Origin of the sequence: Parabacteroides sp. CH2-D42-20, assembly GCF_003670185.1 — a bacterium.
Classification (GTDB): domain Bacteria; phylum Bacteroidota; class Bacteroidia; order Bacteroidales; family Tannerellaceae; genus Parabacteroides; species Parabacteroides distasonis.
Genome location: NZ_RAYG01000004.1, coordinates 81,370 through 96,079, shown reverse-complemented (window position 1 = coordinate 96,079; position 14,710 = coordinate 81,370). Strand labels below are relative to the sequence as shown.

Genomic DNA, 14,710 nt, shown 5'->3' with positions numbered 1-14,710 from the left:
AAACATTTACTTCGTATCTTTCCCATTCTCATCATTCCCTGTACCTTCAGGGATACGGTTAAATTTAACCTTTAATATCCTCCTGTTATCCACTTCCAGCACTTGGAAACGATATTCCTTAAAATCTATAATCTCCCTACGGCGTGGAAAATCCCCTTTTATCTCCAACAAAAGACCGGCCAAAGTTTCCACTTCTTCCGTCAATTTACCAAAATCTGAGGGATCGGCATCGATAACCCGGAAGAAATCCGTCAATAATATCTTTGCCTCAAAGATCAAGCTACCGTCTGCTAAACGGATGAATTGTTGCTCATCCTCATCATACTCATCGGAGATCTCTCCGACAATTTCCTCTAGGATATCTTCCATCGTCACGATACCGGAGGTACCGCCAAACTCATCGACCACGATCGCCATATGAATTTTATTGGTACGGAACTCTTCCAGCAAATCATCGATCTTCTTGGTTTCCGGCACGAAATAGGCCGGTCTGATCAAACTCTGCCAACGGAATGTATCGGGCTTGTCAATATAGGGCAATAAGTCCTTGATATATAAGATACCTTTTATATTATCCTCAGTCTCGGAATATACCGGAATACGCGAATAGCCGGATTTGATAATAAAATCAACCACCTCACGGAAACTGATCTTGATCTCGATATCTTCCATATCCAGACGAGGAGTCATGATCTCATCAGCGGTCTTATTATAAAACTTGATAATCTCCGCCAGCATCTCCTTCTCCTCCGGGATCTCGGTAGAGGTTAGCTCTAACGCTTTAGAAAGCTCATCTACAGAGATATCATATTTCTTTTTCGCTAACGCTTTATTGATGACCGATGTGGAATTAACCAAGATTTTCGAGAATGGGCGGCAGAAGCTTTCCAAACCACTTAATACAGAGGCTGAAAAACGAACAAAACGCAAAGAATTCTTCTGTGCGTAAATCTTAGGCATGATCTCCCCAAAAAGTAAAAGCAAGAAAGTCAGTAGAATCGTCTCAAGCACAAAGCCTAGAAGAGGAGCGGCCGAGAAATTAATCCAAGCGTTAATCGCATAGGTACACAACATAACGACCGCCACATTTACGAAATTATTAGCGATCAATATAGATGCCAATAGATACTCCGAACGTTCAAGGAGACGTTTGATAACAGGATCTGCCGGGCGATTCTCTTCCCCGATCTCATTTAGGTCGCCCGGGGTTAGAGAAAAGAATGCCACTTCAGAGGCCGACACGAAGCCGGAAACAAACAGCAGTAAAAAAGCGAGGCTTAATGCGATCACAGGACCCGCTGTCAGCGCCTGCACCGTTACGTTTTCAAATAAGCCCGATAAATAATAGTCCGAGTCCAAGGGAAACAGTATTAGTTAAACAATATCAGAACGGGAGATCATCCGCGTCACTGGATTCTGAGAATGCGCTAGGCTGCGAGGCGGCTGGCTGTTGATAAGCGGTATTTGGCGCCGTAGTCGGTTGAGCCGATTGTCCTTGCTCCACATTGGGCTGCATACTACCGCCTTGTGCAGTCGTATTTCCACCATCGGCCGGACGGGAACCCGTACTGTAAAACTCGATACGATCCGCATGGATCTCCGTAACATATCGTTTCACGCCGCTTTGGTCATCATAATTACGAGTACGAATCTTGCCTTCCACATATACACCGGAACCTTTACGTACCCATTTTTCCACGAAAGGAACCAAATCCCGACGAACTACGATATTATGCCACTCCGTACGTTCCGGAACCACCGTTCCATTTGCCAACGTATACCCACGTTCCGAGGTTGCCAGCGGGAAATTAGCGACAGCGGCACCACTGTCAAAATAGCGAACGTCAGGATCTTTGCCTACGTTGCCGATCAATATAACCTTATTCAATGACATAATTCAAATTCTTAATAACCATACAAAGAAACACAAATTCAATCATTCTCACAAGTTTCCGTTTAATTTCTCTAAATAAATATGTATCAGCCGGGGAACGGCATACTTCTCAATATCCCGGCAAGGCAAAGAGAGATAATTCCCCAAGGATTCCGGAACCAGCTCTATCTCTATTTGATAGAAAGAAGCGTATAAAATTTGATGGGAGAGCGTATGCTTTACATTCGATAACCCTTGGGTGATACTCAATTTTCCAGCATCTCCCAATAGGTTACGGAAGGCTTGCGTCTCACACAAACCGGAAAAATCCATCGCATGATCCGTCTCGATCAAAGGAAATTCATACAAGCCGGTCCAGATATCCTTCCCCGCCCGTCTGTTCATCCAAGTTTGTCCTTTATATATAATGTATAGATAGTGGAAATAACGATCCCTTGTCTTCGTCTTATTTTGTTTCACCGGATAAGCTTGCACATTGCCGGAAGCGAACGCCATGCATTTATCTTTTAGCGGGCACACCCCGCAGTCCGGGTTTTGAGGAACACATTGCAAAGCACCCAATTCCATGATCGCCTGATTATGCGTCCCTGCGTTCTTAGGGTCCAAGATCATTCCGGCCAGTTCCGCAAATTGCTTTTTACCCTTCGTGGTGTCGATCGGCGTATCTACGGCAAACAAACGGGAAAGTACCCGGTACACATTTCCATCCACGACCGGACACGGTTGGTTCCAAGCAAAGGAGACGATCGCCGCCGCCGTATACTCCCCGATACCTTTCAAGGATAATACCTCTTTATAATTCTCCGGGAAAACCCCGTTAAACCGCTCCATGATAGATTTAGCCGCCGCATGTAAGTTACGAGCCCGGCTATAATACCCCAAGCCCTGCCAATATTTCAGCACCTCATCCTCTTCCGCCGCCGCTAGAGATGCCACATCCGGGAAACGTTCGGTGAAACGCAAAAAATACTCCAATCCCTGTACAACCCGGGTTTGTTGCAATATAATCTCCGATATCCAGATGATATAAGGGTCTCTCGTTTCCCTCCAAGGAAGCTCTCTTTTATAGGTTTCATACCACTCAACCAATATCCGGCTGATTTCTAACTCACTTTCATACTGTAACATAACTGCTCCCTTTCTCACTTTTCAACATCATAACTATTTGATTACCGCAAACATACATATATATTACGAATCGAGAAGAATCTTTTTATTTAAAAATTGAAGCTCAATTCTTTTTCCACTTAAATAAAAAGCTATATATTTGCATTCCAAAAAATTAATAGGTCAAAATCAATTAATTAATTTATAGACATGACTAAAGCAGATATTGTTAGCGAGATTTCAAAAAGCACTGGTATCGACAAACAGACAGTGCTAGCAAGCGTTGAGTCCTTCATGGATATCGTAAAAAGTTCTTTAGCCCAAGGCGAAAACGTTTACTTGAGAGGTTTCGGAAGTTTTGTTATTAAGAAGAGAGCTCAAAAGACAGCTCGTAATATTTCAAAAAATACTACGATCATCATCCCGGAACACAACATTCCGTCATTCAAGCCGGCTAAGACTTTTATTGGTGAAGTTAAGTAATTAATTATTATACGTTTAATTTAAAATTTTAAAGCGATGCCTAGCGGAAAGAAAAGAAAAAGACATAAAATGTCTACGCACAAGCGCAAAAAGAGACTGAAGAAGAATAGACATAAGAAGAAATAAGTCTATCTAACGAACTCTAAAGAACAAACTTAATAAGTGACCTTTTAAGTTTGTTCTTTGCGTATTTTATAAGGTCTGATCTTAAAAAACACATCTTAAGTGATTAGTGAATTAGTAGTTGATGTACAGCCCAAAGAGGTATCTATCGCCGTCTTGGAGGACAAGAGCCTTGTGGAGCTCCAAAAGGAGGCCCGCAACGTCTCGTTCGCCGTTGGTGATATCTATCTAGGTAAGGTTAAGAAACTGATGCCGGGCTTAAACGCTGCGTTCATTGATGTCGGTTACAAAAAGGATGCGTTTCTTCACTATTTGGACTTAGGTCCTAACTTCAACACCCAACAGAAATATTTAAAGCAATTGCTGAGCGATCCCAAAAAGGCGCCGGTACTGTCGAAAACTCAGATTCTACCGGAGATCGAAAAGAACGGGAGTATTAGCGACGTGCTGAAAGTAGGACAAGAGGTGTTGGTTCAAATTGCTAAAGAGCCTATCTCGACGAAAGGTCCCCGATTGACTTCCGAGCTTTCTTTTGCCGGAAGATATATCGTGCTGATACCGTTCGCCGATAAAGTATCTGTCTCCACCAAAATTAAATCAAGCGAGGAACGGGCTCGTTTGCGCCAGTTAATCCAAAGTATCAAACCGAAGAATTTCAGTGTTATCGTACGGACATCCTCGGAGGGCAAACGTGTCGCAGAGCTTGATCATGAACTAAAGACATTGGTGAAACGATGGGAAGATAATATCGTGAAGGTGCCTAAACTCAAAGCTCCGGCTATCGTTTACGAAGAAACGGCACGTACCGTAGCTTTACTTCGGGATATATTCAACCCCTCTTTCCAAAATATTTATGTAAATGACAAGGAGGTCTACAATAATGTCCGCGACTATGTAAGCTTGATCGCACCGGGACGGGAAGAAATCGTACAGTTATATACGGGAGAGCTTCCTATCTTTGACAACTTTGCGGTCACCAAGCAAATCAAGTCGCTATTCGGACGAACTGTCACTTACAAGAGTGGAGCTTACTTGATTATCGAGCACACGGAAGCTATGCACGTTATCGACGTGAACAGCGGGAACCGTTCCAAAGGCAGCGATGCTCAAGAGAAGACAGCTATCGACGTAAATATAGCCGCCGCCGATGAGATCGCCCGTCAGCTCCGCTTACGAGACATGGGAGGTATCATCGTTATAGACTTTATCGATATGGCAGAGGCTGCCAACCGGCAAAAGCTATTTGAACACATGACAAAGGCAATGGCAAATGACCGGGCTAAACACAACATCCTTCCTCTTAGTAAGTTTGGCTTGATGCAGATTACCCGTCAGCGGGTACGTCCGGCAATGGACGTGGATACGTCAGAAGACTGCCCATCCTGTTTCGGAACAGGAACGGTTAAGCCTTCCATCCTGTTTACCGACAGCCTGGAAGAAAAAATAGATTGCTTAGTAAACAAACATCACGTGAAGAAATTCACCCTGCATGTACATCCGTATGTCGCAGCGTATGTGAACAAGGGGTTGTTCCCCTTGAGCATGAAGTGGAAAATGAAGTACACCCATGGTTTAAAAGTTATTCCCAATCAAAGTCTCGCCTTTCTTGAATACAAATTCTTTGATGCCGACAAGAATGAGCTTGACATGAAAGAAGAAAAGGAAATAATCAACAAATAACAAGAGAAGCCCCGGGCCTATTAGAACGGTTCCGGGGCTTTTTGTATCCTGCCAAACCGTCAAAATGTCACGATTCATGACACGCATTATTTATTTTCAAACCCGAACTTCTTTGGCACGGCATTTGTTGAATACTATGTGAATCCTTTCAACAAGGAAGATGACGGACGATGAATAATAACAATTAAAATATTTACAATCATGGGAAAGATTATTGGAATCGACTTAGGAACAACCAACTCTTGTGTTGCCGTATTGGAAGGTAACGAACCGGTTGTTATTGCGAACAGCGAAGGTAAAAGAACAACACCTTCAATCGTAGCTTTCGTAGAAGGCGGCGAGCGTAAGGTAGGTGATCCCGCAAAACGTCAGGCTATCACCAATCCTGAAAAGACTATATTCTCTATCAAACGTTTCATGGGTGAAACTTATGACCAAGTACAAAAGGAAATCAATCGCGTTCCTTATAAAGTAGTGCGTGGTGATAACAACACTCCTCGTGTAGATATCGAAGGACGTTTGTATACTCCGCAGGAAATCTCAGCGATGATCCTGCAGAAAATGAAAAAGACAGCTGAGGATTATTTGGGACAGGAAGTAACGGAAGCCGTTATCACAGTACCTGCTTACTTTAGTGACGCTCAACGTCAGGCTACGAAAGAGGCTGGTGAGATCGCAGGTTTAACCGTACGCCGTATCGTAAACGAACCGACTGCCGCTTCTTTAGCTTATGGTTTGGATAAGACGAACAAAGACATGAAGATCGCCGTATTCGACTTAGGTGGTGGTACATTCGATATCTCCATCCTTGAGTTAGGTGACGGCGTATTCGAGGTAAAATCAACAAACGGTGATACTCACCTAGGTGGTGATGACTTCGACCACGTAATCATCGACTGGTTGGCTGAAGAATTCGAACGAGAGGAAGGCGTAGACTTACGTAAAGACCCGATGGCTTTACAACGTTTAAAAGAAGCTGCCGAGAAAGCGAAGATCGAGTTGTCAAGTACGACTAGCACGGAGATCAACTTGCCGTATATCATGCCGGTAAACGGTATTCCAAAGCACTTGGTTAAGACTTTGACTCGTGCTAAATTCGAGCAATTGGCTGACGGTCTGATCCAAGCATGTATCGAACCGTGCCGTCAATCCTTGAAAGACGCAGGTTTGTCAACTTCTGATATCGACGAAGTGATCTTGGTAGGTGGTTCTACTCGTATCCCGGCTGTACAGGCTATCGTTGAGAAATTCTTCGGTAAAGCTCCGTCTAAGGGCGTTAACCCGGATGAAGTAGTAGCCGTAGGTGCAGCGATCCAAGGTGGTGTATTGACAGGTGAGGTTAAGGACGTATTGTTGTTGGATGTTACTCCGCTGTCTTTAGGTATTGAGACAATGGGTGGTGTAATGACTAAATTGATCGAGTCTAACACGACCATCCCGACCAAGAAGTCCGAGACATTTACGACTGCTGTAGACAACCAGCCTTCTGTTGAGATCCACATCTTGCAAGGAGAGCGTTCTTTGGCTAAAGACAACAAGTCTATCGGCCGTTTCCACCTAGATGGAATACCTGCCGCACAACGTGGTGTCCCTCAGATCGAGGTTACATTCGATATCGACGCCAACGGTATCTTGAACGTATCCGCCAAGGATAAAGGAACCGGTAAAGTACAAAGTATCCGTATCGAGGCTTCCAGCGGTTTGAGCGATGATGAGGTTAAGCGTATGAAAGAAGAGGCTGCCGCAAACGCAGAGGCCGATAAGAAAGAGAAAGAGCGTATCGATAAATTGAATCAAGCGGATAGCATGATCTTCCAGACCGAGAAACAATTGAAAGATCTTGGCGACAAGCTTCCGGCAGACAAGAAAGCTCCGATCGAAGGTGCCTTGAACAAATTGAAAGAAGCTCATAAAGCTCAGGATATCGCAGGTATCGATGCTGCTATGGCAGAATTGAACAGCGTATTCCAAGCAGCTAGCCAAGAAATGTACAACGCTCAAGGTGGCGGTGCTCAAGGCGGCCCGCAAGCAGATCCTAACTTCGGTGGTCAACAAGCTGGCGGTAACGCAGGTAGCAGCAACAACAGCAAAGACGGTAACGTTACGGACGTTGACTTTGAGGAAGTAAAATAAAAAGAAGCGGTTTTTAACCGCTCCTTTACTCCACATAAGATAGAAAAACGGCTATCGGGTCCTTCGGGATCTGATAGCCGTTTTTTATTTTAGCCCTATATATTCAATAAAAAAGCCATTGATATCCAATAATTATTAATAAGTTTGCACTCGCATAAAAACACTCATTTTAAATTACGATTAAGGGCAACGTACTAATTTTCGACTTATGCTAGCGAGATCTATACAGAAATATTACATATTTGTTCTACTTTTTCTGCTAGCCATTCTACAGTCCTCTTGTCAACAGTCGGGAAATAAATATCGTATATTAGTAGTACATTCCTATGAAAGCGATTATGTAGCTTATAAAGACTGCGATCGGTTGATCCGGGAATCCCTCGAGAAAAAGGGGATTAATCCGTCGATCCAAACATTCTATTTGAACTGCGAGCAATATGCGGCACCCGCCGAAGAAAAACGGATGTACCTGTATCTAGATTCGATCTCTACTTGGAAACCCGATCTGATATTAGTCTACGAGGATCAAGCGACTTACACGTTAATGCAATGCCATCATCCGCTAATTTCTACAATTCCCATTGTATTTGGCGGCGTAAATTTCCCCAATAAGGCACTATTGGCGCAATATTCGAATGTTTCCGGATTCTGGGACGAGCCCGACTACGTCACGAACATCCGCTTGATAGAACATCTGTTGGGCAAGTCTACGATTTATATGTTGCACGATAGTACGTATATAGATAGGCACATTAAGGCTACGTTACATGAGCAATGTGCTCAAGTAGACATTCGGGTCGATAATAATCGTATCATGTATATACCGGTAGAGATCGCTACTTTGGACAGGGTCAATCAAAGCTTAAAGCGGCCGGATAGTACGACCGTCAACATCGTGCCCGTACAAGGAGACAAGCTATCAGCTGTTTCTTGGTACATGAGTAAACACGTCCCTTACATCTACTATCTACAGGCCAAACGGGATTACCGGGTATTGAACACCAGCCGTTTTTCCAGTAAACCCTCTTTTACGGCGATCAACGAGGATCTAGGATATTCGAATAAACTTGTAGGTGGCTATATCACCTCCTTGGAAACCCAAATAGAAGAATCTACCGATAGAGCCGCAGAAATATTAAAAGGCTCCCCTAGCGAATCATTCCCACAGATAACAAAGAGCAAGAAGAATTATGTATTTGATTTCAATGAAGTCAAATATTGGAATATCGATAAAAGGCTTCTTCCGAAGGATGCTATACTTTTGAACTTTCCTTTTAAGGACCAATATCCAAGATTATTCTGGAGCTTGATAATCGTAGTCAGCACGATGTGCTGCTTTGTCTTCGGTAGCTTCATCATCATGTATACCCAAGAATCCAAGGCAAAACGACAAGCGCAAAAAGCCCTATTACATGAAAAGGAATCATTAGCGGAAGCCTTGGAGAAAGCCAATGAGTCCGACCGGATGAAATCCGTATTCTTGGCTAACATGAGTCATGAGATACGTACCCCTCTAAATGCGATCATCGGCTTTTCAAGCCTAATCGCCGAACTGGATCTGACAGCGGAAGAGAAGGAGCAATACGCTAATATCATCACGACCAATAACGAGTTATTACTAAAGTTAGTCAATGACATATTGGATTTGGCAAGGATTGAATCCGGAGGTATCGTCTTTCATAAAGAATCCTGCAATTTAACGGATTTAGTGAAAACCCTTTACAAACAACATCTTTCCGATGTCCCCGAAGGTATCGAATTCAAGGAGAAATGCCCCGATACGCCGATCTGCTTATATTCGGATAAGGAGCGACTTTACCAAGCGCTCGAGAACATACTGAAAAATGCCATAAAATTTACTTCCGCAGGCTTTATAGAGATCGGTTACGAGTATTCCGCTGACGCACAAGACGTCCGACTTTATGTGCAGGATACAGGCATCGGGATCTCTCCCGAGGACCAAGAAGCGATATTCGAGCGTTTCAAGAAGCTGGATGATTTCGTGCAAGGAACAGGTCTTGGATTATCGATCTGCCAAGCTATCGTAAAACAATTAAACGGGCGTATCTTGCTCCAGTCCGAAAAGAATAAGGGGTGCCGCATCTCCTTGGTTTTCGAATTATAAACCAACCTCAGAAGCCAAGAAAAATAGACATTTGTCTCTTTGATATCCAATTACTTTTTATACATTTGTACCTATTATATTGAAGCTATACACATGGCGAACACTTCTTATCGTTATCTTTTTTTATTGTTGCTTCCATTATTTCTATTGGTCGCAAATTCTTGCGAACGCTCAACCACGGAAAAGCGTATCTTGATAGTCCAATCTTATGAGCCGGACTTTCAAGCCTATAAAGATATAGAAGAGGCTTTTAAAAAAGGATTCCAGAAGGAAGGCATTCATGCCAGTATCTTCACGTTCTATCTTAATTGCGAAGCTTATCAATCGCCAGAAGAGAAACAAAGAATATATACGGAACTCAATACGTTATCTTTATGGAAGCCTGATATCATAATCGTAAACGATGATCAAGCGACCTATTCCTTATTGGCTTGCGAACATCCTTTATTAGATAGCGTACCTATCGTTTTTACCGGAGTCAACTACCCAAACATACCCTTAATTCAAAAGTATCCTAACGTATCCGGATTTTGGGATAAGCCGGACTATCGGAAAAACGTCGAACTTATTGAGCGAATCATGGGAAAATGCGTGATTGTACGTGTCTCTGATAGTACAGCTCTTGACAAAAAGATCCTGAAAGATATGGATGAGCAAATAAAAGGGCTATGCTCCAAGGCTAGACCCGATTACCTTAAATATCCCCAGTATTCATCCCCATCCGATAAAAAGAGATCCTCTTCTTTAGTGCGGTTCCCAAAAGTACCGTTCGATTCCCTCTATATACAAACCATTCAACCCCGCACCAGTTCCAACTTGATCTGGGGATTAGGTACAAGTACTTACAACAAGGCCTACCTTGCTACCAAAAGAGATTATACCTCGATAGCCTTAGGTAGGTTCTGCTCATTTCCCAGCTTCTCGGCGATCAACGAATCCGTAGGATATGACGGAGGCTTCATCGGGGGATATATGACCCCGGTAGAGAGCCAAACCCAAGAAGCCTTACGACGAGCTGCCAGCATACTCAAAGGCACACCGGCCAATAGCTTCCCACAAATAACAGAAAGCGCCAAAAACTATCTGTTCGATTACCCGACTTTAAATAAATGGGGGATCGATTGGAAAGAACTGCCTCAAAACAGCATCTTCTTGAACATGCCCTTTGTGGTTCGTTATCAAACATATATTATTCTATGCGGGATTCTTCTAACCCTATTTATCCTATGGACGCTTTTCTATCAAAGAGTACAATACCGTCGCGAAGCCTCTCACAAGAAACAGGCTCAAGAAAGTTTACGGAAAGAGAAAGAATTCCTCTCGTTGGCTTTAGAGAGCGGTGATATTTTCGCATTCCGATACAGCAACGGCGTATTCGAGTTCGACCATGATTTCTATAAGTCGTTGGATATGCCGATAAAGCCGATCACCTCCACGCAATTCCAAGAGTCTATCCACCCTGAAGACCGGGAAGATTTCATCCAACATAAGCACCTGCTTGATACAGGATTCCCTTCCCGTAAGATCACCCGCCGCCGATATAATTTCAACGGCAAAGGGCATATATGGTGGGAATTCAGATATGCGCAAGCGAAGAATGGACAAGACTCCACCCGCAATAATGTCGGAGTAAACGGGCTCTGCTTAAATATCCAACAAAGTAAGGAAGTAGAGGAAGATCTTATCAAAGCCCGTATAAGGGCCGAGGAAGCGGACCAAATGAAATCAGCGTTCCTCGCCAATATGAGCCATGAGATACGTACCCCGCTTAACGCCATCGTTGGATTTTCGGAACTGCTAACAAGCGATATGGAAATAAGCCCGAACGAGAGGGATGAGTTCATGCAAGTTATCAGTAAGAACAGCGACCTCTTATTGAAATTAATCAATGACATTCTCGATCTATCCCGCATCGAGTCCGGTAAGATGTCGTTTACCCTCACGAATTGTGACTTAAACGAATTACTATCCCATATCTACCGCACCCATCAATTGTTGATGCCCCAAGGCGTAGCGCTTAAAATACAACTGCCGGTCCTCCCGGCCATTATCCAAGCGGACTTACATCGATTAACCCAAGTGATTACCAACCTCATAAACAACGCCGCAAAATTCACGACGCAAGGATACATCTTGATTAAATACGATTATACGCAAGATAAACGTTGGATCCAGATCTCCGTTACCGATACGGGCAAAGGCATTCCCGCAGATAAGCAAGCCCAAGTATTCGAACGGTTCAACAAACTGGACGAGTTTGCGCAAGGGACAGGTCTCGGACTGGCGATCTGCCAAATTATCATCGAACACTTCGGAGGATATATCACCCTAGAATCCAAAGAAGGGGAAGGTAGCACATTCATCGTGACCCTCCCCTACACTCCCGGATTATCGGTATAAGATTATTTTTTCTTGAAACGCAAGAACGGCAATACAATAAATAAAGGTATGCAACAGATCATTACCCAGATAAAGAAATGTTGGTAACCGATCTGCTCCTGTATCCATCCCGATGCCATTCCCGGTAGCATCATACCTAACGCCATGAAACCGGTACTGATCGCATAATGCGAAGTCTTATATTCCCCTTCGGCGAAAAGCATCAGATACATCGTATAAGCCGTAAAGCCAAATCCGTAGCCGAATTGCTCGACAGCGACACAAGCGTTTACGACAACAATACTCTCCGGCATCGTATAAGCCATATACAAATAAACCAGATTCGGCAAGGAGATAGCCAATGCCATAGGCCATAACCAAGTCTTCAAGCCCCCCCGGGATATAGCCAGACCTCCTAAAACCCCTCCGAGCAATAAGGAGATCACTCCCACCGTACCATAAGCGAACCCGACCTCACCGGTACTGAGCGCCAGCCCGCCAACCTCCCGCCCATCCAGCAGGAAAGGAGAAGCCAACTTTACCAATTGGGATTCCCCCAAACGATACGTCAGCATAAAAAGCAAAGCCGGGACAATCCCTTTCTTGCTGAAAAAACTCACGAAAGTATTGCCAAACTCCACCAAGATGGTATGAGGGGTGATATTCGTACGTTGCGCGTCACTCGCCGGACGGGGTAAGATATACTTATGCCACAAAGCCAAGGCGATAAAGGTACCGGCTAATACAAAAAACACCAGACTCCAAGCAAAAGAAATCCGCCCGGTACTCTCCTCCAAAAGCCCCGCCAGCATGACCAGCAGACCTTGTCCCGTTAGCATCGCCACCCTGTAGAACGTATTTCGGATACCGATAAAGAACGCTTGTTGCTCCTCCGTCAAGCCCAGCATATAGAACCCATCCGCAGCGATATCGTGCGTAGCGGAACTAAACGCCATCAACCAAAAGAAAGCCAAGGTAAACCGCAGAAAGAAATCCCCGGGAAGGACGAACGCCACACCTGCCATTCCCCCGCCAATCAATAGCTGCATGCTATAAATCCACCAACGCTTCGTTTTAATCAAGTCTACGAACGGGCTCCAGATGGGCTTGATCACCCAAGGAAAATAAAGCCAACTGGTAAATAAGGCGATATCCGTATTTGAGACGCCCAGACGTTTATACATGATCACAGAAAGCGTCATGACTACCACATAGGGCAAGCCTTCGGCAAAATAAAGAGACGGGATCCAAGCCCAAGGATTACGTTTTTCCATAATAAGAAGGAATTAAACGATTAGAAGTCAATACTAAATCCATCCGCATCCTTCCACGCCGGGAACTTAGCCCGGAACTCATCCAGCTCGCTCTTCTTCAAGGTACATGTCCGGGTGATTTCCTCTCGTTTTCCGGCATCAGCCAATTTCTTTCCTTTTGCGTTATAAATCATGGAATCCCCTCTGAAAAGAAAACCTTTCCCATCTACCCCCACACGGTTCACGCCACAGACATAAGCCATGTTCTCGATGGCACGTGCATGCAGCAATGCCTTCCACGCCTTCTTCCGGGCCTCGGGCCAATTGGCTACATAAATCAAAAGATCATATTCGTTATTCACGTTGCGGCTCCAAACCGGGAAACGTAGGTCATAACAAACCTGCAAACAAATATTCCAGCCTTTATAAGGCACGATCAGACGTTTGTCGCCCGCCGAGAAATGCTTGTCCTCTTCCGCCATACGGAACAAATGACGCTTATCGTAATAATGCTCCTCTCCTTCCGGAGTGATGAAAAAAGCCCGGTTGTAGAACTTTCCGTTATCTTTCGCGATAAAACTTCCAGCCACGGCCAGTTTATATTTCTTAGCCCATTCCTTTATAGTCGGTACAGTCCGTCCATCCATCGTATCGGCTTGTTTCTCTACGTCCATGGAAAATCCCGTAGTAAACGTCTCCGGCAATACCGCTAAATCGGTTCTTCCACTAACACGGCGCAACAGTTCGCCATAATAACCCAAGTTCTCTTCACGGTCTTCCCAAATGATATGGGATTGTATCATACTGATACGTAAGTCTTCAGTCATAGAATAAAGATATTAAGGTAATAAAAAGACATATTGTGACAAGGAAACAGTTTCATGGTGAAGAAACAGTAGTTTCTTCATAGCAAAACTTTTGTTTCTCCTAGGGAAAACTTTTGTTTTCCTATAGCAAAACTCTTATTTCTTCACCATGAAACTCCTATACCTGTACGAAATTCTCAGGATGGCAGGCGGTAACTCCCCGATACATCTCTCGTATCGTATGGATATCTTTATCCACATCACCTGTCGGATAAAAAACACCTTTCGTGCCAACCTCTTTCTTTCCATAATCAAAATAAGCCACCACGATCGGCACGTTCGCTTTCAAAGCGATAAAATAGAATCCTTTTTTCCAGTCCTTGGCCCGCTTCCGGGTACCTTCCGGTGTGACGGCCAATTGAAACCGCTCACTGGTCTTGAAACGTTCCACCATCTGATCGGTCACCGACGTACGTTTACCACGATCCACCGGAACACCTCCCAGCCAGTTAAACAGCAAATTAAAAGGGAAAAAGAACCACTCTTTCTTAATAAGGAAACCGGCGTTACACCCGATCGAGGTATAAAAAAGTTTCCCTACGATAAAATCCCAGTTACTGGTATGCGGAGCCACACATACGATACATTTCGGCAAATCCACGCCATCCACCGGGCCCAGCTTCCACCCCGCCATACGGAGTATCGTCTTACTAATTGCCTTCTTCAT

The 14,710-nt window shown here is 44.2% G+C and carries 11 protein-coding genes; 5 read left to right on the top strand and 6 right to left on the bottom strand.

All coding sequences use genetic code 11. The features are described from left to right. Positions 1–6: 6 nt before the first annotated feature. From gldE to mutY, 3 genes are read right to left on the bottom strand one after another with little or no spacing between them, the layout of a single operon-like run. A complete protein-coding gene (gene gldE / locus D7V92_RS03805; RefSeq protein WP_121772300.1) occupies positions 7–1,359 on the bottom strand; it encodes a gliding motility-associated protein GldE in 1,353 nt (450 codons plus the stop codon). A 25-nt stretch (positions 1,360–1,384) separates the two neighbouring features. Further along, positions 1,385–1,894 (bottom strand): single-stranded DNA-binding protein, encoded by a 510-nt coding sequence (gene ssb / locus D7V92_RS03800; protein WP_121772299.1) that lies wholly within the window; start codon positions 1,892–1,894, stop codon positions 1,385–1,387. Positions 1,895–1,942: 48 nt separating this feature from the next. Further along, the gene (gene mutY, locus D7V92_RS03795; RefSeq protein ID WP_005864713.1) at positions 1,943–3,022 is read right to left on the bottom strand and encodes an A/G-specific adenine glycosylase; all 1,080 of its coding nucleotides are present in this window, start codon (positions 3,020–3,022) and stop codon (positions 1,943–1,945) included. Positions 3,023–3,211: 189 nt separating this feature from the next. On the opposite strand from mutY, the gene D7V92_RS03790 reads away from it, so the two are divergent. The 5 genes from D7V92_RS03790 to D7V92_RS03770 all read left to right on the top strand — a co-directional run bounded on the left by D7V92_RS03790 (position 3,212) and on the right by D7V92_RS03770 (position 11,945). Then, positions 3,212–3,484, top strand: coding sequence for an HU family DNA-binding protein (locus D7V92_RS03790; protein ID WP_005854607.1), 273 nt, complete (start codon positions 3,212–3,214; stop codon positions 3,482–3,484). Between the two features lie 225 nt (positions 3,485–3,709). Continuing rightward, the gene (locus tag D7V92_RS03785; protein ID WP_005864710.1) at positions 3,710–5,287 is read left to right on the top strand and encodes an Rne/Rng family ribonuclease; all 1,578 of its coding nucleotides are present in this window, start codon (positions 3,710–3,712) and stop codon (positions 5,285–5,287) included. Positions 5,288–5,488: 201 nt separating this feature from the next. Continuing rightward, complete coding sequence (gene dnaK, locus D7V92_RS03780; RefSeq protein ID WP_005864708.1) at positions 5,489–7,420, top strand: molecular chaperone DnaK; 1,932 nt, start codon at positions 5,489–5,491, stop codon at positions 7,418–7,420. A 208-nt stretch (positions 7,421–7,628) separates the two neighbouring features. Beyond that, positions 7,629–9,545, top strand: coding sequence for an ATP-binding protein (locus D7V92_RS03775; protein ID WP_121772298.1), 1,917 nt, complete (start codon positions 7,629–7,631; stop codon positions 9,543–9,545). A gap of 93 nt (positions 9,546–9,638) precedes the next feature. After that, the gene (locus D7V92_RS03770) at positions 9,639–11,945 is read left to right on the top strand and encodes a sensor histidine kinase (protein WP_121772297.1); all 2,307 of its coding nucleotides are present in this window, start codon (positions 9,639–9,641) and stop codon (positions 11,943–11,945) included. A 2-nt stretch (positions 11,946–11,947) separates the two neighbouring features. On the opposite strand, the gene D7V92_RS03765 is transcribed toward D7V92_RS03770, so the two are convergent. The 3 genes from D7V92_RS03765 to D7V92_RS03755 form a co-directional block, all read right to left on the bottom strand. Beyond that, a complete protein-coding gene (locus tag D7V92_RS03765) occupies positions 11,948–13,198 on the bottom strand; it encodes an MFS transporter (RefSeq protein ID WP_121772296.1) in 1,251 nt (416 codons plus the stop codon). A gap of 20 nt (positions 13,199–13,218) precedes the next feature. After that, complete coding sequence (locus D7V92_RS03760; RefSeq protein ID WP_121772295.1) at positions 13,219–14,004, bottom strand: amidohydrolase; 786 nt, start codon at positions 14,002–14,004, stop codon at positions 13,219–13,221. Between the two features lie 157 nt (positions 14,005–14,161). After that, positions 14,162–14,710, bottom strand: a complete 549-nt coding sequence (locus D7V92_RS03755) for a 1-acyl-sn-glycerol-3-phosphate acyltransferase (RefSeq protein WP_121772294.1) — start codon at positions 14,708–14,710, stop codon at positions 14,162–14,164.

What these genes read in the sequence shown, in the direction of transcription:
- ssb (WP_121772299.1), bottom strand. Translation starts at nt 1,894, where the DNA reads ATGTCATTGAATAAGGTTATATTGATCGGCAACGTAGGCAAAGATCCT.
- mutY (WP_005864713.1), bottom strand. Translation starts at nt 3,022, where the DNA reads ATGTTACAGTATGAAAGTGAGTTAGAAATCAGCCGGATATTGGTTGAG.
- D7V92_RS03790 (WP_005854607.1), top strand. Translation starts at nt 3,212, where the DNA reads ATGACTAAAGCAGATATTGTTAGCGAGATTTCAAAAAGCACTGGTATC.
- dnaK (WP_005864708.1), top strand. Translation starts at nt 5,489, where the DNA reads ATGGGAAAGATTATTGGAATCGACTTAGGAACAACCAACTCTTGTGTT.
- D7V92_RS03775 (WP_121772298.1), top strand. Translation starts at nt 7,629, where the DNA reads ATGCTAGCGAGATCTATACAGAAATATTACATATTTGTTCTACTTTTT.
- D7V92_RS03770 (WP_121772297.1), top strand. Translation starts at nt 9,639, where the DNA reads ATGGCGAACACTTCTTATCGTTATCTTTTTTTATTGTTGCTTCCATTA.
- D7V92_RS03765 (WP_121772296.1), bottom strand. Translation starts at nt 13,198, where the DNA reads ATGGAAAAACGTAATCCTTGGGCTTGGATCCCGTCTCTTTATTTTGCC.
- D7V92_RS03760 (WP_121772295.1), bottom strand. Translation starts at nt 14,004, where the DNA reads ATGACTGAAGACTTACGTATCAGTATGATACAATCCCATATCATTTGG.
- D7V92_RS03755 (WP_121772294.1), bottom strand. Translation starts at nt 14,710, where the DNA reads ATGAAGAAGGCAATTAGTAAGACGATACTCCGTATGGCGGGGTGGAAG.